We start from the raw sequence: 18,762 nt of genomic DNA, 5'->3' as shown, positions 1-18,762 counted from the left end.
CAACGTGATCCGGTTCATTCTTTCGATTTTCGGGGCGATTTTCAGCCTAGTGACTTTGGGTATTTTTATGGCCGCGCTGGTTGTTGGTGCGGTCTTCTGGATGTATGGGCGCGATCTGCCCAGCCATGAATCCCTTGCACAGTACAAACCGCCGACCATCAGCAGAATCTATTCGGGCAAGGGCCAGTTGATCGACGAATTCGCGCAGGAGCGCCGACTGTTCACTCCGTCCGAAGAAATTCCCGACTTGGTGAAGCAGGCGTTCATCTCGGCCGAAGACAAGAACTTTTACACCCACCAGGGCTATGATCCACGCGGTATCGTTGCTGCCGGGGTTGAGGCGGTGAAGTCCAAGGGTGAAAACGTTCGCGGTGCTTCGACCATCACGCAGCAGGTGATGAAGAACTTTCTGCTGTCAGGTGACCGCCGCGCAGAACGCAAGATCAAGGAAATTATCCTCGCCACCCGGCTTGAGGATACGCTCGACAAGGAACAGATTCTCGAACTCTACATGAACGAGATCTTTCTTGGTCAGAACTCCTATGGTGTGACCGCTGCTGCACAAACCTACTTCAACAAGACGCTGCAGGAACTGGCGCCGCATGAGGCTGCAATGCTTGCCGCCATGCCCAAGGCGCCTTCGGATTATCACCCGGTCCGCCAGAAAGAGCGTCTGTTGGCACGTCGCAACTACGTTCTGCGTGAGATGCAGCAAAACGGCTATATCGATCAGGCAACGTATGAGACCGAAGTCGAAATGCCGTTGCGTTCTGTTCAGAACGGGGATTTCGAAAGCTTCCGCACTGCTTTGCCGCCTCGCGATTACTTCACCGATGAAATTCGTCGCCAGCTGAGCGAGGACTTTGGTGAGGGAGAGTTCTTTACCGGTGGCTTTACGGTTCGCGCTTCGGTGGACGAAGAGATGCAGGTCGAAGCGGCCCGCGCGCTGCGGGAAGCCCTGCAGAAATATGACCGTTCCCGCGGCAAATGGCGCGGCACGGGTGAGGTGATCGCAGAAGAAAAGCTGGGTGATGAGGCACAGTGGCGCGAAGCCCTGGCGATTCTTGAGATTCCGCGCGACGTTGTGCTGCCGACGCAGTGGTATCCCGCAGTTGTTATGGATGTCGCTGACCAGCAATTGACTGTTGGTATCGAAGATGGTCCTGCCAACGGTGTTATTCCGCGTTCAGACATCAAATGGATGCAGGGGGATTTCGCAGCCAATTTCAAACGCGGCGATGTCATTCTGGTGGTTGCTGGCGAGGAAGGTCAGTGGTCTGCACGTCAGGTGCCCGAAGTGCAGGGCGCGTTCATGGCGATGGACGTGAACTCGGGCCGCGTATTGTCGATGCAGGGCGGCTTTTCGTATCAAGACACGGTCTTCAACCGCGCGACACAGGCGCAGCGACAGCCGGGTTCAAGCTTTAAACCCTTCGTCTACGCCGCAGCTTTGGACAGTGGCTACAGCCCGGCCACCATCGTTGTGGACGCCCCGATTGAGGTGAACACCCCGCAGGGACTGTGGCGTCCCAAGAACTCGACAAATAAGTTCTACGGCCCGACACCACTGCGTACAGGGATCGAGATGTCCCGGAACCTGATGACCATTCGCCTCGCTCAAGAGGTCACGATGCCGGTTGTCGCCGGGTACGCCGAACGGTTTGGTGTCTATGACCGGATGGGCGCATTTTTGGCCAACTCATTGGGGGCCGAAGAAACCACGCTTTACAAAATGGTTGCGGCTTATGCGATGTTTGCCAATGGTGGTGAACGCGTAGAACCCACGCTGGTTGACCGTATTCAGGACCGGTTCGGCAAAACCATCTATCGCCACGACGACCGTCAATGTCTGGATTGCAACTCCAGCTGGTTAGAACCGGATGAGTCACCAACCATCGTCACCGACCGTGAACAGGTCATGGATGCGGTTACGGCCTATCAGCTGACGTCGATGATGAAAGGTGTGGTGGATCGTGGAACGGCATCCCGCGTTGTGAATCTGCCGGTGCCGACAGCTGGCAAAACCGGTACGACCAACGAATCCAAAGATGCATGGTTCATTGGCTTTACGTCGAACATCGTTGCAGGCTGCTACATTGGCTATGACCGTCCGCGTCCAATGGGGCGGGGGGCCTATGGTGGTACTCTCTGCGGTCCGGTTTTCCAGAGCTTTATGGAAAAAGCAGTCGAGAAATACGGTGGTGGTCCGTTCGAAGTGCCTCCGGGTGGGCATTTCATCAAGATCGACCGGTTCAGCGGCGCGCGCCTGCCGGATAACGCCTCAGGCGATTACGTCGTTGCCGAGTATTTCCGTGACGGCGTCGATGGCTTTATCGATCGTATCTATGACGGTGGTTTTGCCATGGGATCCGACCTGCCTCTGTTCGAAGAAGCCAGCTCGGGTCGTCAGGTAACCACGTCGACGGGTAACACCATCACAGTAGGACCAAACGCAAGCCAGGGTGATCTGCAGGGCGGCGGGCTTTACTAAGCCGCCGCTTGCAAGAACAGGCGCAACAGGTCCGCTTCTTTGTCTTCCGAAACCTGTTGGTGCGAACGCCAGTAGATTGACAATGCACATTTTGCAGCCGCCCATTTGGCTAGGCGTTCGGGCGTAATCGCCATCGCCTCTGAATATAGCTGTAGGCATTTCGCGATCTGTATGGGATCTCGCACAAGGTCCGGCATCCCTTTGGGATGTCGCAAGGCGTTTGCAAGCTCGAACGCCGGATCGCCGAGATAACCCTTGGCATCGATCACCTTTGGGCCAGCCTTGGTCAGTATGACATTGTCGGTGTGCAGATCTCCATGCAACGGAACCAGTGTCTGCTGACTATCCAGCAGTTCTCTGGCCAATGCTGCAGACTGCTGCATGTCGCTTTTTAGGTTAGGGTCACAAGTGTCTGTAAATTCACAGCGAAACAGAGGAGCGAAAACATCGTTTAGTGTTCTGAGACCGGAATTCTCCACCCGGGGCGAGCGATGCAGATCTGATGCTGCTTCGGCCAATAAATTCACAGCGGTTTCCGGGTCACCGTCGCGCGCCACATCCCCCAGTGACGGACCATCCAACCACTCCATCAGAACTGCGTTGTTCGCCTCTTCAAGAATTCGAACCGTACCGCGATCCTGCCACGCAGACAAAAGCCGCGACCCCGGGCCTTCGTTGCCGCGATCTGCCCGGCGATACACCTTAAGTGCCGCAACTGTGTCAGCCGTTTCGACCTTCCAGATGCGCGCATGGCCGGTATCTGCCACCATTGAAAGGATGGTCAGGCCCCATCGGTCCAACAACTCGTCCGGTGTATCCTTCATTCGCATCTCACTTGTCTTGTGGTGGCACGCACCTCTTGCTATCACGCAGGCCTGATTGAGCAAGTTGGGACCAGACCATGCGCGCCGAAACCCAGAACATCGTGGCGGAAATCCAAAAGTCGCTGGAGCTGCTGGAGCAGCGTATGGACTATGAGACCGCGCCGCACCGGTTGGAAGAATTCAACGCGCGTGTTGAGGACCCCAACCTTTGGGACAACCCCGAGAACGCGCAAAAACTGATGCGCGAGCGTCAGATGCTGGTCGATGCGATCGAGACATACGAGACGATCAAAACCGATTTGAACGACAATATCGAACTTATTGAACTCGGTGAGATGGAAGAGGACGAGGAGGTCGTCCAGGACGCCGAGGAGGCGATCAAGAAACTTGGGGCAAAAGCTGCCAAGAAAGAGCTCGAAGCACTGCTGGACGGTGAGGCCGATGGAAATGATACTTTCCTCGAGATCAACTCGGGCGCGGGCGGAACCGAAAGCTGCGACTGGGCCTCGATGCTGGCGCGCATGTACGTGCGGTGGGCTGAGAAAAAGGGATACACGGTCGAGCTGCAGTCAGAGACCGCGGGGGAAGAGGCCGGTATTAAGTCTGCGGCGTACAAGATCTCAGGTCATAACGCATATGGCTGGCTGAAATCGGAAAGCGGCGTGCATCGCCTCGTGCGTATTTCTCCCTTTGACTCGGCGGCGAAACGGCACACATCCTTCAGCTCGGTCTGGGTCTATCCCGTGGTCGATGACAATATCGAAATCGAAGTGAACCCGGCGGATATCCGGGTTGATACGTATCGTTCGTCGGGCGCTGGTGGTCAGCACGTCAACACAACCGACTCGGCCGTGCGGATCACGCACATTCCCACGGGTATCGTGGTTACAAGCTCGGAAAAATCGCAGCACCAGAACCGCGATATTGCGATGAAAGCCCTGAAATCCCGCCTTTATCAGCAGGAACTTGATCGCCGGAACGCCGAAATAAATGCGGCGCACGAGGCCAAAGGTGACGCAGGATGGGGCAACCAGATCCGATCTTACGTTCTGCAGCCCTATCAAATGGTTAAAGACCTGCGGACAAATTTCGAAACGTCTGACACCAAGGGAGTTCTGGACGGCGATCTTGACGGGTTCATGGCAGCTACTCTGGCTCTGAACGTTGCGGGCAAAAGCCGGTCCGAGGCGCAGGGCGAAGATTGACGAGAGGCGTCGGGACAGCATGTTCATGACGCTCCTTAAAGGGCACTGGCAGCTGATCCTGATCACCGTGCTGGTGTTCGTGTTTTGGAACACGCTTGTTATTCTGCCGCTCAAAATTCTGGTGGTGTTTCTGCATGAGCTATCCCATGGCATTGCAGGCATCCTGACAGGCGGTTCCATTGAGCGTATTTCATTGTCGATCCATCAGGGTGGCTATGCCCTGATCCGAGGTGGCAACCCGTTCCTCATCCTGACGGCAGGTTATCTTGGGTCTTTGCTGCTGGGGATGTTGTTGTTGACAGTTGCATTGCGTTCTCATGCAGACCGGTTCGTGTTGGGTTTGTTTGGTGGTGTGATGCTGTTGGTGACGCTGCTTTATATCCGCGATCCGTTTCCGATGGCGTTCTGTGCAGGTGTCGGGCTGGCGATGCTGGCAATGGCCCGGTTTCTGGAGCGTAAGGCCTGTGACATGGTTCTGCGGATCATCGGGCTCACCAGCATGATTTACGTACCCTACGACATTTTCGATGACACGATCCGTCGCCCGGGGGTTCGATCTGATGCCTATATGCTGGCAGAACAGTTTGGCGGAAACACAATGATTTGGGGCGGGCTGTGGCTGTTGATCAGTGTTGTCGCGATCTATTTTTGTCTGAAGAACCTGCTTGGTCGGGAAAGCAATCTGAGGTTCGATCTCAAGATTCGATAGCGGTCTCTGTCGAACAGGAAAAGATAGATCTAAACAGTGGCTTTAAATGATCCAAGCGCGTCGCTAGGCTGCCCGTGAGCAGCCAAAGGACACCTACCCATGGATCTGACCAAGGCATTTGCCAAGGACCTTCTGAGCGATCTGTCTGATCGTCGCCTGTCAGCTACAGAATTGATGCGCAGCACTCTGGATCGGATCGCGCAGGTCAACGGTCAGGTCAACGCCATCGTCGCATTGCGGGATGAGGACGATTTGATGTCCGAGGCGCAGGCAGCGGATGATGGGCCGAACCGTGGTGCCCTGCACGGCTTACCTATTGCAATCAAGGATCTGGTGAATGTGGCGGGTATTCCTTCGACGCAAGGATCACCGATTTACAAGGACCACGTTCCCGAATCCGATGATCTGATCGCCAAGCGATTGCGTGATGCAGGGGCAATCCTGATTGGTAAGACCAACACGCCAGAGTTTGGCTTGGGCTCACACACGTTCAACCCGGTCTACGGTGCGACCAGCAATCCTTATAACCCTTCGCGCACCTGCGGAGGTTCATCCGGGGGTGCTGCTGTGGCACTGGCCACAGGCATGGTCGCGCTGGCGGACGGATCTGACATGATGGGTAGCCTCCGAAACCCGGCAGCCTGGAACAACGTTTACGGGTTCCGCCCAACATGGGGCCGCGTCCCGTCCGAACCGGTAGGGGACGGGTATCTGCATCAGTTGTCCACCCTTGGCCCGATGGCGCGTAGCCCCGAAGACATAGGCATTCTGCTTGATGTCATTTCCGGTCCCGACATGCGACATCCGCTAGCTGGGCAATGCGATCCCGTTTCACCCGTTCAGATCGCTGATCTCAGAGGGATGCGAATTGGTTGGCTTGGTGACTGGGGTGGGGCGTTTCCCACGGAGCAGGGTATTCTCAATCTCGCTGCGGACGCTCTTAACGTCTTCGAAGAACTCGGAGCTGCGGTTGAGGTCGTGCCCCCTCCATTCGACGCGGATAAGATATGGGAGAGCTGGATTACGCTAAGATCGTGGAGCGTTGCCACCGGTTTGGAACCATTAATCGCTCAAAAGGCCGCTCTGAAGGATACGGCGCAATGGGAACTCGATCGGGGACTATCGTTCAGCGCGATGGATGTTCACCGTGCAAGTGTGCTCCGAACTGACTGGTTCCGTCGCTCTGTTGACTTGTTTGCAGATTATGATGCGCTGGTTCTGCCCGCTGCGCAGGTTTGGCCGTTTGAGATCGAACAGCCGTACCCGACCGAGATTGGCGGCGTTTCAATGGACACCTACCATCGGTGGATGCAGGTGGTAACGCCGGTCAGCCTGTTGGGGCTTCCGTGCCTGTCTATTCCCGCCGGGTTTGGTTCTGCAGGTTTGCCAATGGGCCTGCAGTTATTTGGCCCGAAGAACGCAGATGCAAAGCTGATTTCGATTGGTGCAGCTTACCATCAGGCGACTGAATGGCCGCAGAAGCGACCGGCAATGTGATGCAAGAATAAGAGCAGAGGAGAGACAGATCATGGATAGGCCCTTTGGTGTTCCCAAGATGAAACCTGTCACGACCGAAATGCTACGCGAGTCGCTGCGGTGCGCATGGCAGGATTTTCGGCGTGCACCTGTCTTTGGCCTTCTTTTTGCAGGGTTTTATGTCCTGGCGGGCTGGCTGATGACGTGGGTAACTCTCCAGACCGGGACAACGTACTGGCTGGTTCTGGCAGCTATCGGCTTTCCGCTGATCGGTCCTTTCGCAGCTGTCGGGCTTTACGAAGTTTCACACCGCTTGGAACAGGGCGAGCCTTTGAGCTTCGGAGCGATATTCGGCGTGGTCATCCAGCAGAGCCGCCGTCAGCTTCCGTCGATCTGCGCGATTATCGTGGTGATGTTCCTGTTCTGGTTCTTTCTTGGCCACATGATCTTTGCGCTTTTCATGGGGCTGGCCACGATGACCAATGTATCATCTTCGCTTGAGGTTTTTCTGACGCCAAATGGTCTGACGATGCTGGCCGTCGGCTCGGCCGTCGGTGCGGTGTTTGCGATACTTCTTTACATGCTGACGGTACTGTCGATCCCCATGTTGCTGGATCGCGAGCTGGATTTCGTGACTGCCATGATCTCAAGCTATGCATACGTCAGCACCAACAAGAGGATCATGTTCGGCTGGGGTGTCTTTATTGCGATCCTGACATTTGTGGCCATGGTGCCGTGGTTTTTAGGGCTGTTGATCGTGCTGCCATTGTTGGGTCACGCCAGTTGGCATCTTTATCGTCAGATCACAGAAGGCAGCCGTGATGTGCCTGACCCGGAAGCTGGAGTAACGACCTGAGAACAGGTACTACCTCGCTGCGCGGGCGCCACCCGTGCGGCGCTAGGCCCTACCAGAGGCGAGTTTCTTAAATGGTGCGGTTGGGCCGTGCCTAGCCTTGCGGCACGTCCCGACCCATTTTGATCAACCGATCCCGCAGTTGCTCGACGCTTGGCAAACCTGCTTCCAAAGCATGTACATAGGCATGGGTCAGGAAGAAACCGGCAGCATCATCGTCGGTCGTAGCGTCGGCTGCTTCTTCGTAAAGTGCTGAGATCAACTTAATGTCGCCTGCTGCATGGGCTTGCAGCAGGCGTGTGTTCAAATCGGTCATTCCGCTGCCAGATCGGTCCGGTGCGCCTCAAGCCGCAACGCGACCCAGTCATGAAACAGATGCGTCGGACCATCCATGGCGGGCGAGAAATGACCGCCATCGAAACCCGGCGCCGCACGACCGCGCTGCATACCCTCGACTACAAATACATCTTCTTCGAACACGACTTTCCACTGTTCAGTGTTCCGCGCACGAAGGTCTTTGTCAGTGTCAGGCGTGGCGTAGAACAGATGTATATGCTCCGAGGTCTTGTCCTGTGCCTCAGGTCTTAGGATGATCACAAAGGCATGATCTCTGTGAACGCCCAACAGCACGTTGGGAAAGACCGCGATGTATTCCGCAGCCTTGTCCCATTTGTCGCTCAACCCCTCGAAATCGGCAAACACATCGCCATTGTCGCCTTTCAATTGTCGGTAAACGAGCGTGCCCTGACCTGAATACAGGCCGGTCTCTTCGATATTGTAGTGATCTTCCAGTCGGGAGTAGCTGTTAAGGCCTGGATGAATCCAAGGCAGGTGATAGCTTTCGCAATAGTTCTCGACCGCCAGCTTCCAGTTGCAGTTCACGTCCAGCCGGAACGCGCTGTCCGCACCCCCGTGATACAAGGGTTTCTCGAACTCAGACCAACGCTCGATCAGTTTGGCGTTGGCATCTTCGAACTCGGGCGCTGTACCTGAGACATTGATCCAGACAATCTCGCGCCAGATGTGACTGCGCACCTCAATAAGGCCCAGTTCAGAGCGTTTTACATTTTCATGCGCATTCTGCCCGGGCCCGCCGACATGTGGCGTTGCGACCAACCGACCCTCGGTCGAATAACACCAGCTGTGATAGGGGCAGCGGATGGCCCCTTCGATTTTACGAGGCTCCTCGACCAGTATCATGCCACGGTGGCGGCATATGTTCTGGAAAACGCGGACAACACCAGAACGATCGCGAAGCAGCAGCAATGGAATACCCATAAATTCCAAGGGTACTGCATCTCCCGGTTCGGGGACGTCTGCTGTTACGGCCAGGCCTGACCAGCATTCCTGTAGCAGGGCCTGACTCTCTTCTGCGTGCAACGCAGGGTCGGTGTAGTGGCCGTTCGGCAATCCAAGAGCGTTTGCTATGGGCTTGCGAACTGCCGACAAATCGGTGGGTGTGCTGGCCATGTGGGTCTCCTCAATACTCTGCCAGCCTATGCACGAAGGGAGCTCGGTCGCTAATATTTCTGCGACCTCAGCTTTTCTCACAACGACACTCATGAGTGTTTATTGAGAAAATCAAACGCTGAGCATTTTAAGACTTTTCTTAATCAACCGGGGTTGGACGCCATTCTGGCGACTGCCAATGCGGCAGGGAAATCTCGACCCAAGTGGCGAAATTCAACATTCCGGGCAGCCGACAATTCTACGGCTGTTTCAGATAGATCGGCAACAAAACCCAACCATCGATCCTCTGGTTTATCGGATGACTTTGACAGCAGGAACATGCGACAGTCAGCGGCGCCATAGCGAGAGGCCAAAACGTAGAGCTTGTTGCCTGCACAGGCAACGAAGCCGCGTATTTCACGATCTCCGGGCAGTCGGGCGGGGCCTTTTGCTCGGGATAGATAGCTGCGCAATAGAGTACACTGTTGAACGCGGTACGCGTAATACAGGCTGTGGATCGCGGCTTCGGATTCAGACTGGGCGGTTTCAACGGCGTGATAAAACCCGTTTGGAAACTCTGCTTCTGTCAAGGCGGTAGGTCCGGAACCCAGAAACTGTGCCAAAGCTGCTCCGGCGGAGTATCCCCGGGGTGTCGATATTTCGTCCAGAGGCTTGAGCAGGATGCGGGCATCGACGTTAAAGAACCGACAGATCCGGTCCAGTACATCCGGACGCGGAAAGCTCTCCCCAGCCAGATATCGATTGAACTGCGTACGGTTTATCCCGAGCTGGCGGCAGAGTTCCGAGACAGAAGGGTATCTGTTTGCAAGCCGCCTCAGATTTGCGCCGAACATTTTGCGCAATTCTTCTGGGCTTCGGGTGTCTTTGATCATGTATGTCTCAGGTTTTTACCGCCATTTAAGGGAAAACAGGACCGATACGGTCCCGAAGGCCGCATTTCAGTCAAAAATCGTAAAGATGACCCCAGCGAACACGCCAAACGACGCATTGCGCGCTCGAAGCTAACGTGCCGGGCAGTAAAGGCAATAGGCTTTATGTTATTTTGCATGATCTTTTTCATGCGCTCAGTCAATTATGACTGACAGAGACCGGTGCAGTTTCGTCTGTCCGGGTGCCTGCTGTTTATAAGCAGGCCAGCCCCGGTCCAAATTGCAGTTTTCAGACCGGGGCAGTTGGTCGTTTAGTCTCCGCGCAAAAGCGCGGCAACGCCAGTTCTGGCAACTTCGGCCAGACCCAGCGGGCGCATCAGATCGGCAAAAGCGTCGATCTTGTCCGGCGCGCCGGTGATTTCAAAGATGAAAGAGTTGAGCGTGCTGTCCACTACGTTGGCGCGAAAGATATCGGCCAGACGCAGCGCTTCGACCCTTTTGTCTCCTTCACCCACCACCTTTATGATGGCAAGCTCGCGCTCGACCGAGGGGCCTTCGACAGTCAGGTCGTGCACATCATGAACCGGAACGATACGTCCCAGCTGCGCCTTGATCTGCTCGATCACCTGCGGCGTACCCGTGGTGACAATCGTGATACGGCTGAGATGGCCTGTATGATCCACCTCGGCCACAGTCAGGCTTTCGATGTTGTAACCTCGGCCCGAGAACAGACCAATCACTCGCGCCAGGACGCCGGGTTCGTTTTCAACGAGAACGGCGATCGTGTGGCGTTCTTGCACGTCCGAAAAAGTAGGGCGTAGGTTGTAGGCGGAATGGCGAGTAGAGCCTTTTTTGATATGTAGGGCAGACATTTACGTCCCTTTCATCATCTTGCGAAAGCCGGACGCCAAGCGCCCGGTAAATTCCGACGAATGTTGTTAAACCAGAACCGAACCTTTGGAGTCGATCACGCCCTGCGTCTCGGCCTCGCCCAGCAGCATTTCGTTATGCGCCTTGCCCGACGGGATCATGGGGAAGCAGTTTTCGTGCTTTTCAACCAGACAGTCAAAGATCACCGGACCGTCATAATTGATCATCTCCATGATCGCATCATCCAGATCGGCGGGGTCGCTGACCATGATACCTTTGGCACCGAACGCTTCGGCAAGTTTGACGAAATCAGGCAGGGCCTCGGACCAGGAATGCGAATACCGCTCGCCGTGCAACAGTTCCTGCCACTGGCGCACCATGCCCAGACGTTCGTTGTTCAGGATAAACTGTTTCACCGGCAGACGGTATTGTACTGCGGTGCCCATCTCCTGCATGTTCATCAGCCAGGATGCTTCACCGGCCACGTTGATGACCAGCGCTTCAGGATGAGCCATCTGAACGCCGATAGAGGCAGGGAAACCATACCCCATGGTACCGAGGCCGCCGGACGTCATCCAACGGTTCGGATCTTCAAAGCCCAGGTATTGCGCTGCCCACATCTGGTGCTGACCAACTTCGGTCGTGATGTAGCGATCATGCTTTTTCGTCAGTTCCTCAAGTCTTTGCAGTGCGTATTGCGGTTTGATCGACTTCTTGTTCTCCGAATAGGCAAGGCAGTTGATCTTGCGCCAGTCTGCGATCTGGCTTTGCCACTGTTTGACATTTGCAGCGTCTGTCTTGCGTCCGCGCGCTTTCCAAACCTTCAGGATATCTTCAAGAACATGGGCAACGTCGCCAACAATCGGGATGTCCACCCGGATCACCTTGTTGATCGATGACGGGTCGATGTCGATATGCGCCTTTTTCGAGTTCGGCGAGAATGCATCGATGCGTCCGGTGATCCGGTCATCGAACCGCGCGCCGATATTGATCATCAGGTCACAGTCATGCATCGCCATGTTGGCCTCGTAGAGGCCGTGCATACCCAGCATTCCCAACCAGTTTTCACCCGACGCAGGATAAGCACCCAGCCCCATCAGGGTCGATGTAATTGGGAACCCAGTCGCATCCACCAGTTCGCGCAGCAACTGGCTTGCGGCGGGACCCGAGTTGATAACCCCACCGCCCGTGTAAAACACTGGCTTTTTGGCGGTTTCAATAGCGGCAACAAGCTCGGTGATCTCTTCCAGATCGCCTTTCAATGCTGGCTGATAATGCGAAGTCGACGGTTTTGGTGGCGTGTATTCACCGCTGGCGAACTGCACATCCTTGGGGATGTCGATCAGAACCGGGCCGGGGCGGCCGGCGGTTGCGACATGAAATGCTTCATGCAGCGTAGATGCCAGGGAATCCGTATCCTTCACCAGCCAGTTGTGCTTGGTGCAGGGGCGGGTAATGCCAACTGTGTCAGCCTCCTGAAATGCATCAGAGCCGATCATAAAGGTCGGCACCTGGCCGGTCAGAACCACGATCGGGATCGAGTCCAGCAACGCATCCGTCAGGCCGGTCACCGCATTGGTGGCACCGGGGCCGGATGTAACAAGCGCAACGCCGGGCTTTCCGGTCGAGCGGGCATAACCTTCGGCGGCGTGGATGGCACCTTGCTCGTGCCGCACCAGAATGTGGCGAATGTCGTTCTGCAGAAAAATCTCATCATAGATCGGTAGCACGGCGCCGCCGGGGTATCCGAATACTGTGTCCACGCCCTGATCCTTGAGGGCTTGAACAACCATCTTTGCGCCGGTCATCTCACGTGTCATCTGCTTTGCTCCGTTCGCGACATGTGTCTTGCGTTTGACAAAAAAAAGCCCCCGAGATTTTCGGAGGCGCATGGGTTCGATTATGGTTTACCGTTACCGGCCCATGCGCGTGGTTCCTACGATTACGACTAGCGTTCTCATCGCCAGAGGCTCCTCTTTGCTTGCAGGGGACATTATGAGCGGGGGGAAGGGGCGTCAACAGGCAATCGCACCAATTTTCTATCTTGAGGGCGGTATTTTGCGACATTTTATTGCGCAGATTGACGCATGTCGGGAATTTCCGAGAATTTGATCGTGCATTTGGTGCTCATGGCACTGAATTGACTTGTCAGAATGCGTCAGGCCGATGTCCGAAACGGGCATGATCGGCGCCCCTGTCTGCGTCACGCTAAACCTGAGAGCGCAAACAAGGGAGGCGGAACATGTTACACGATCTGGTAGATCTTGGGCGGTATCCGATCGATCGGCCGGACTCACCGGCGTATGACAGGATGATCGAAGATTTGAAGCGCGAGTTGGATCAGGACGGATGCGCGGTTCTGCCCGGCTTTGTTCATGAAACCGGTATCGAGCTGTTGTTGCAGGAGGCTGACACTGTCGCGCCCAAAGCGCACCGGTCTTTCAACCGTACCAATGCCTATTTCACCAAAGACGATCCGCGTTTTGGGATCGCGCATCCAATCCGCCGCTTTTGTGACCGTTCAAACGCGTTTGTGCCCGCTGACAATTTTCCAGCTTCCGGTCCGCTGCGCAGGATCTACGAGTTTGAAGGCTTTCTGCCTTTCATTCGCGAAGCATTGGGAGAAGATGAGGATCGGTTCTTTAGATACGATGATCCGCTGGCTGATGTGATTATCAACGTGGTCGAAGAAGGGCAGGGCTTCCCCTGGCACTTCGACACAAACAACTACACCGTGACACTTGCGATTCAGAATGGCGAAGAGGGTGGGGCGTTTGAATATGCACCCAATCTGCGCAGCACTGAGGACGAGAATTTTGATGCGGTCGCTTCGATCCTTGACGGAAACATGGCACGTGTCAGGCAACTAGAGCTGCAGCCCGGTGATCTGCAGATTTTCAGGGGGCGATATTCTCTACATCGTGTCGCGCCGGTCAAAGGTGACCGCAGACGATATGTCGGCATTTTTTCATTCGTTGAAGCAGAGGGCATGTGTGGCGGGGTGGAGCGGACCAGACAACTTTATGGGCGAGTGCTGCCTCATCATTATGAACGTGAGGGGCTGAGGAAAGACCAGTTGCTGGATTGAACGGCTTTGACCGGTAAGATAGCGCTGTTTCAAACAGGAGATTCAGCGTGTCACAGATATTGCAACTCACACCTTTTGTTTTGTGCTCATCTTTGAAGAAGCAGATCGACTTTTACTGCGATCGATTGGGCTTCAACTGTGGTTTCACGCAGGACAACTATGCTTTCCTATCTTTGGGATCGGTTGCCATTCGCTTGCTTGAGTGTCCGCCGCGTGCAGATGGCCGACCCCTTGGGGATGAGCATTCCTTTTACATTGATGTAGAAGGGATCGATGAGTTGTACGAACAACTACGTTCGGGGTTGGACGATCTGCCCGAAGGTCGCGTACGCGCACCGTTTGACCAACCCTATCTGCAACGCGAGTTCCACGTGCTCGATGAAGATGGCACGCTTATATTCTTTGGAGAAGATATTCGGCCACGTTGAGGTCGAACTAAAAACCGACACCAGTGCCTTGCAGCATGCCATGTTCCATGGCGTATCGTGTCAGGCCTGCGGTCGAGGAAATGCCAAGTTTACGTTTGATGTTCTTGCGATGGGTCTCAACGGTTCGCACTGAAATATCCAGGGCCAGAGCAACCTCTTTATTGGATTTACCCTGTGCAAGCTCCAAGAGAATGGTTTGTTCACGCCCTGTAAGAGCCTCGCGCGCGCTGTCGCCTTTGGGTTCAAGTGAGCCACTGGCGCCAGTGCAAAGGTAACGCTCACCCTGCATCACGGCGTCGATCGCCTGTTTGATTTCCTCGGTCTGTACGTCCTTCAGAATGTAACCTCTCGCACCGTGGCTAAGAGCCGTAGAAATGTACTCCGGGCTGTCATGCATGGACAGGATCAGAACACGGGTGTCCGGCAGCCGTTCGAGGATGAGCTCGGTCGCGCTCAGACCACCCAGTCCGGGCATGTTCAGATCCATTAAAATGACATCCGGCTGTAGGAGGTTCGCCTGATCTACTGCTTCCTGACCGTTACTGAGCGTACCGACGACTTCGATTTCGTCATAGCTTTCCAGGATTGACTGAATGCCTTCGGCAACCATGGGGTGGTCGTCGACGATCAGGACACGGATCGTATTGGAACTCATGAACCGGCCTTTCGTTTCGGTGTTGCGTCTTCCTGCGGTGGCAGCAAGTGGCTAAGCGGCAAACTGGCCTCGATCACAGTGCCACTTTGCGCGCCGCGTGATGACAGAATGCGCAGGGAGCCGTCAAGCTGTTCGATGCGCTCCTGCATGTTGCGAAGCCCAATGCCGCTGCCTGATCGGTTTGGTCCGGTGCGCAATCCGCGGCCATTGTCCGTGATCCGCATGGTTGCACCTTTCTTGTGGCCGCGCAGGTCAATGGTAACACGAGTTGCGCCGGAATGGCGTTCGATATTCGTCAGCGCCTCTTGCGCAATACGGTAAAGAGCGATCTTGCTGTCCTGATCCAGACGGTTGCGGAAAACAACGGTGGTGAATTCGGTTTCAATTCCGGTGCGTTCCCTGAAATCATCGGTCAGCGCCTTGAGGGCGGGGCCAAGACCCAGATCATCCAGAACACCAGGGCGCAGGTCTCGGCTGATACGGCGAACCTCGGTAATAGCGGTGCCCAGATGCTCGATCCCTTTGTCCAACGGATCACGTGCGCCATCATCGTCGCCGCGGGACAAGCGGCGGCGAGTGTTATCCAGCGCATAACGGACACCAACCAGTATCTGGCTGATCCCATCGTGCAACTCGCGGGCCACGCGACCACGCTCTTCCTCCTGCGCATCGAAAACACGCTGGGTTAGTTCCTTGAGTTTGGCATCCGCCAAGCGGCGTTCGCGGATGTTCAGTAACATACCCGAGGTAAAGACGATCAGAACCGCCGCCAAAACAATCCCGCCAATATACATGAAAGTACGCTGTACGCGCGCCTCAACCTCGGCCCGGGCATTGGCAACGGTGGCCACAATGTCGTCGATAAAGACACCTGTCCCGACCACCCAGCGCCAGTCCTGCAGTCCCACGACATATGCAATCATCTGCGCCTCTTCCCCGGTCGAGGGCTTTTGCCACATGAAGCTGTGCCAACCGGCACCCTGACGGGCGAGACGAATGAATTCGTTTACGACGGGCGTGCCATCGCTGTCGGTCAAGCCTTCCCAGTTGCGGTTGATGAACTCGGTCTGGCGCGGGCTGACCAGATTATTTCCCTCATAGTCATAGACAAAGAAAAAACCATCCTTGCCATAGATCATTGCCGAGAGGATTTGTTTCACGAGGTTCTGCGCGATCTCATCATTTGGGGCGGCGCGACCATAGATATAGGCGAAACCGTTGCGTGCCTGAGTAACGTAGTTGCGCAACTCTTCTTTCTTGGCCTCGATCAGACGACGCTCGAGGGCCTGAATCTCACGCTCGGCTGTGGCCCGAGATTCATATGTCACCAACAGTGCAATTGCCGCCACAGCCACGACCAGCGGTAGGGCGGCCACCAGTGACAGCTTCTGTGCGTAGGTCAGTGAGACCAGATTTCGGAATCCCCTCATGGTCGAATCGATACGCAAGCCGAGGGATAATTGCAAAAAGAATGGGCATTTTAGTGCGGTAAAGCCTTGAGAATTCGGGTTCAGGCTTGAAATTGAGGCTAATAATTATCCGGAAAGCTGAAAAAAGCCCGTCCTCTACGCAGTACTAGGTATTCACATTCACATCCTCGTCATTAGGCTGGCGCGCACTGAAACGACTAAGCCCGGAGGAGTCCGGGTACTGAATATGTAGGGGAGGATCACTCATATGGATCGTCGTAAGTTTCTGAAAACGTCAGCACTGGGCGGCTCGGCCGCGGCGGCGACCGCTCTGGCGGCACCGGCATACGCGCAGGGTAACCGCACGCTGACTATGGTTACCTCGTGGGGCCGTGGCCTGGCTGGGGTATTTGACAGCGCGCAGCGTTGCGCCGACAGCATCAATGCTATGTCGGATGGCAGCCTGACCGTTGACATCAAGGCAGCTGGTGAGCTGGTTGGCGCGTTCGAAGTATTCGACGCCGTATCATCGGGCCAGGCGGACATGTATCATGCGGCTGACTACTACTTTGTTGGTCAGCACCCAGGCTATGCCTTCTTTACTGCTGTTCCGTTCGGTATGACCGCTCAGGAAATGGTGAATTGGTACTACCAGGACGGCGGCATGGAGCTGCATGACGAGCTGGGCCAGATCTTTGGTCTGAAATCGTTCCTGGCAGGTAACACCGGCGCGCAGGCAGGTGGCTGGTACTCGAAAGAGATCAACAGCCCCGAAGACTTCAACGGTCTGAAGTTCCGTATGCCGGGTCTGGGTGGTAAAGCTCTGGGTAAACTGGGCGCATCTGTTCAGAACATCCCGGGTTCGGAAGTGTATCAGGCGCTGTCGTCCGGAGCGATCGACGGAACCGAGTGGATCGGTCCGTGGGCCGACGAGAAAGCCGGCTTCCAGGAAATCACCAAAGTGTACTACACCGCTGGTTTCCACGAGCCGAACGCAGGTCTGTCGCTGGCAACCAACCGCGACGTCTTTGAAAGCCTGACACCCGCACAGCAGAAGATCATTGAGATCGCGGCGGCTGAATGCCACCAGTGGAACCTGGCTCAATTCCTGGCCAACAATGGTGCGGCCCTGCAGCGTCTGCAGTCGGGTGGCGTCAAGGTTATGGAATTCCCGGACAGCGTCTGGGATGCGTTCGGCGCAGCCAGCCAGGAAGTTCTGGACGAAAACATGGGCGATGAGCTGTTCAAGAAGATCCACGACAGCCACATGGCGTCGTCGGCGTCTTCGGCAGGCTGGCTGGACCAGTCTTCGGGCATCTACACGGCCCAGCGTAACCGCGTACGCGGCTAATCACATTCAATACGATCAATTGGTTTCCCCGCCTGTGCGGGGGAACCTTTCCTGTTGCAAATGCGCGGATTGGACAAAGCCGCTATAATCAGCATTGCAACTGATGCGACCTGGGGACAACATGCAGGACGATAACGGTATCTCCTTCTTCGGCGCCCTGTGGAACGGACTGGTCTGGTTCGTTCAGAACATCGCCGAAGCATTCTATAATTTCGGATACGCCATCACGCATCCGCAGCTCTGGCTGAACTGGTCGGACAAAGAAGCCATCATGCGCTTTGTCTATTATGGCGGATCGGTCGAGTTTTTCTTCGTGATCTTCACGCTGTTTCTGGTTCTGACGGCCATTGGCCTCTATTACCGGAACTTTATGTGGGGCATGGTGCGGGGCCTTGAGGCGTTCGCGAACACAACCGGGCGTTTCTTTGCCTGGGCAGGTTTGCTGATGGTGATTCAGCAGATCGTCATCGTATTCATGCAGCGCGTATTCGCGCGCCCCGACATGTCGTTCGGGCTGGGTATTCCGGTCCAGATGGACATCAGCTGGTACGCTGAGGAACTGAAGCTCTATAACGCAATGGTCGTTTGCCTTTGCTGTACCTACACATTCGTACAGGGCGGGCATGTTCGTGTTGACCTGATCTATGCAGGTATCAGCCACAAGGCCAAGCGTGTGGTGGATATGCTGGGTTCGGTACTGTTCATGATGCCAATGGCGGTGCTGACCTGGATGTACGGCTGGTACTTCATGTGGCGGCACCTGATCGTGCCAAAGCCTTCGGCAAGCGACACACTGGATCGGTTGGTGATGAAATCCCGCGCCTTGCGCTGGAACGTCGAAACCATCGGTTTCAGCCCCAACGGCTTTAATGGCTATTTCCTGTTCAAGATCCTGCTGGTTGCATTCGCGGCGATGGTTTTCCTTCACGCAATCGCATTCCTGTACCGATCCTATCTGGAGTACGTGGAAGGACCTGAAAGCGTTGGAAAATACCTCGACAAGGACAGCCTTGGCGAGGGCGAAGAAGCCTACGAAGGCGCACATTAGGGACGGAGACCCAGAC

Annotated in this window: 17 protein-coding genes; 9 read left to right on the top strand and 8 right to left on the bottom strand. The window is 55.5% G+C overall.

From position 1 onward, the window contains the following. The first annotated feature begins 4 nt into the window (after positions 1-4). Positions 5-2,491: a penicillin-binding protein 1A gene (locus GOX61_RS02075; RefSeq protein ID WP_170330885.1), complete on the top strand. Its 2,487-nt coding sequence runs from the start codon at positions 5-7 to the stop codon at positions 2,489-2,491. Here the strand turns inward: GOX61_RS02075 and GOX61_RS02070 are convergent. Then, entirely contained in the window at positions 2,488-3,315 is an 828-nt protein-coding gene (locus tag GOX61_RS02070) for an aminoglycoside phosphotransferase family protein (RefSeq protein WP_170330883.1), read from the bottom strand. The two genes, GOX61_RS02075 and GOX61_RS02070, sit on opposite strands and share 4 nt — an antisense overlap. A 77-nt stretch (positions 3,316-3,392) precedes the next feature. Here GOX61_RS02070 and prfB point away from each other — a divergent pair, with 77 nt between their 5' ends. The 4 genes from prfB to GOX61_RS02050 all read left to right on the top strand — a co-directional run bounded on the left by prfB (position 3,393) and on the right by GOX61_RS02050 (position 7,561). Beyond that, positions 3,393-4,520 carry a peptide chain release factor 2 gene (gene prfB, locus GOX61_RS02065; protein ID WP_155150955.1) on the top strand — a complete coding sequence of 376 codons (1,128 nt, stop codon included), beginning with the start codon at positions 3,393-3,395 and terminating at the stop codon, positions 4,518-4,520. 25 nt (positions 4,521-4,545) lie between these two features. Continuing rightward, positions 4,546-5,229: a M50 family metallopeptidase gene (locus tag GOX61_RS02060; RefSeq protein WP_170330881.1), complete on the top strand. Its 684-nt coding sequence runs from the start codon at positions 4,546-4,548 to the stop codon at positions 5,227-5,229. Positions 5,230-5,328: 99 nt separating this feature from the next. Beyond that, positions 5,329-6,726, top strand: coding sequence for an amidase (locus tag GOX61_RS02055; protein ID WP_170330879.1), 1,398 nt, complete (start codon positions 5,329-5,331; stop codon positions 6,724-6,726). Positions 6,727-6,757: 31 nt separating this feature from the next. Then, positions 6,758-7,561 (top strand): DUF2189 domain-containing protein, encoded by an 804-nt coding sequence (locus GOX61_RS02050; RefSeq protein ID WP_170330877.1) that lies wholly within the window; start codon positions 6,758-6,760, stop codon positions 7,559-7,561. A gap of 91 nt (positions 7,562-7,652) precedes the next feature. Here GOX61_RS02050 and GOX61_RS02045 read toward each other — a convergent pair whose 3' ends face one another. The 5 genes from GOX61_RS02045 to GOX61_RS02025 all read right to left on the bottom strand — a co-directional run bounded on the left by GOX61_RS02045 (position 7,653) and on the right by GOX61_RS02025 (position 12,587). Continuing rightward, complete coding sequence (locus tag GOX61_RS02045; protein ID WP_170330875.1) at positions 7,653-7,874, bottom strand: hypothetical protein; 222 nt, start codon at positions 7,872-7,874, stop codon at positions 7,653-7,655. After that, entirely contained in the window at positions 7,871-9,028 is a 1,158-nt protein-coding gene (locus GOX61_RS02040; protein ID WP_170330873.1) for an aromatic ring-hydroxylating oxygenase subunit alpha, read from the bottom strand. Before GOX61_RS02040 ends, GOX61_RS02045 begins: the two co-directional genes overlap by 4 nt. A 143-nt stretch (positions 9,029-9,171) precedes the next feature. Further along, the gene (locus GOX61_RS02035) at positions 9,172-9,900 is read right to left on the bottom strand and encodes a helix-turn-helix domain-containing protein (RefSeq protein ID WP_254436721.1); all 729 of its coding nucleotides are present in this window, start codon (positions 9,898-9,900) and stop codon (positions 9,172-9,174) included. 308 nt (positions 9,901-10,208) lie between these two features. Then, positions 10,209-10,769 carry an acetolactate synthase small subunit gene (gene ilvN, locus GOX61_RS02030; RefSeq protein ID WP_155150935.1) on the bottom strand — a complete coding sequence of 187 codons (561 nt, stop codon included), beginning with the start codon at positions 10,767-10,769 and terminating at the stop codon, positions 10,209-10,211. A gap of 66 nt (positions 10,770-10,835) precedes the next feature. After that, complete coding sequence (locus GOX61_RS02025) at positions 10,836-12,587, bottom strand: acetolactate synthase 3 large subunit (protein ID WP_170330871.1); 1,752 nt, start codon at positions 12,585-12,587, stop codon at positions 10,836-10,838. A gap of 422 nt (positions 12,588-13,009) precedes the next feature. On the opposite strand from GOX61_RS02025, the gene GOX61_RS02020 reads away from it, so the two are divergent. Then, positions 13,010-13,855: a HalD/BesD family halogenase gene (locus GOX61_RS02020; RefSeq protein ID WP_170330869.1), complete on the top strand. Its 846-nt coding sequence runs from the start codon at positions 13,010-13,012 to the stop codon at positions 13,853-13,855. A 47-nt stretch (positions 13,856-13,902) separates the two neighbouring features. Further along, positions 13,903-14,283: a bleomycin resistance protein gene (locus GOX61_RS02015; RefSeq protein WP_170330867.1), complete on the top strand. Its 381-nt coding sequence runs from the start codon at positions 13,903-13,905 to the stop codon at positions 14,281-14,283. 7 nt (positions 14,284-14,290) lie between these two features. Here the strand turns inward: GOX61_RS02015 and GOX61_RS02010 are convergent, their stop codons facing one another. Then, complete coding sequence (locus GOX61_RS02010; RefSeq protein ID WP_155150930.1) at positions 14,291-14,938, bottom strand: response regulator transcription factor; 648 nt, start codon at positions 14,936-14,938, stop codon at positions 14,291-14,293. Further along, the gene (locus GOX61_RS02005; RefSeq protein ID WP_170330865.1) at positions 14,935-16,368 is read right to left on the bottom strand and encodes a cache domain-containing protein; all 1,434 of its coding nucleotides are present in this window, start codon (positions 16,366-16,368) and stop codon (positions 14,935-14,937) included. The genes GOX61_RS02010 and GOX61_RS02005 overlap by 4 nt, the downstream gene beginning before the upstream one ends. Before the next feature lie 247 nt (positions 16,369-16,615). Here GOX61_RS02005 and GOX61_RS02000 point away from each other — a divergent pair, with 247 nt between their 5' ends. Both GOX61_RS02000 and GOX61_RS01995 read left to right on the top strand, forming a co-directional pair. Next, positions 16,616-17,698 (top strand): TRAP transporter substrate-binding protein, encoded by a 1,083-nt coding sequence (locus tag GOX61_RS02000; protein ID WP_155150923.1) that lies wholly within the window; start codon positions 16,616-16,618, stop codon positions 17,696-17,698. Between the two features lie 121 nt (positions 17,699-17,819). Further along, positions 17,820-18,746 carry a TRAP transporter small permease subunit gene (locus GOX61_RS01995; RefSeq protein WP_170330863.1) on the top strand — a complete coding sequence of 309 codons (927 nt, stop codon included), beginning with the start codon at positions 17,820-17,822 and terminating at the stop codon, positions 18,744-18,746. The last annotated feature ends 16 nt before the right edge of the window (positions 18,747-18,762 follow it).

The sequence above is a fragment of the Ruegeria arenilitoris genome (genome assembly GCF_013030265.1).
Classification (GTDB): Bacteria; Pseudomonadota; Alphaproteobacteria; order Rhodobacterales; family Rhodobacteraceae; genus Ruegeria; species Ruegeria arenilitoris_E.
The sequence above is the reverse complement of the archived record's forward strand: the minus strand, read 5'-3'. Positions and strand labels throughout refer to the sequence as shown.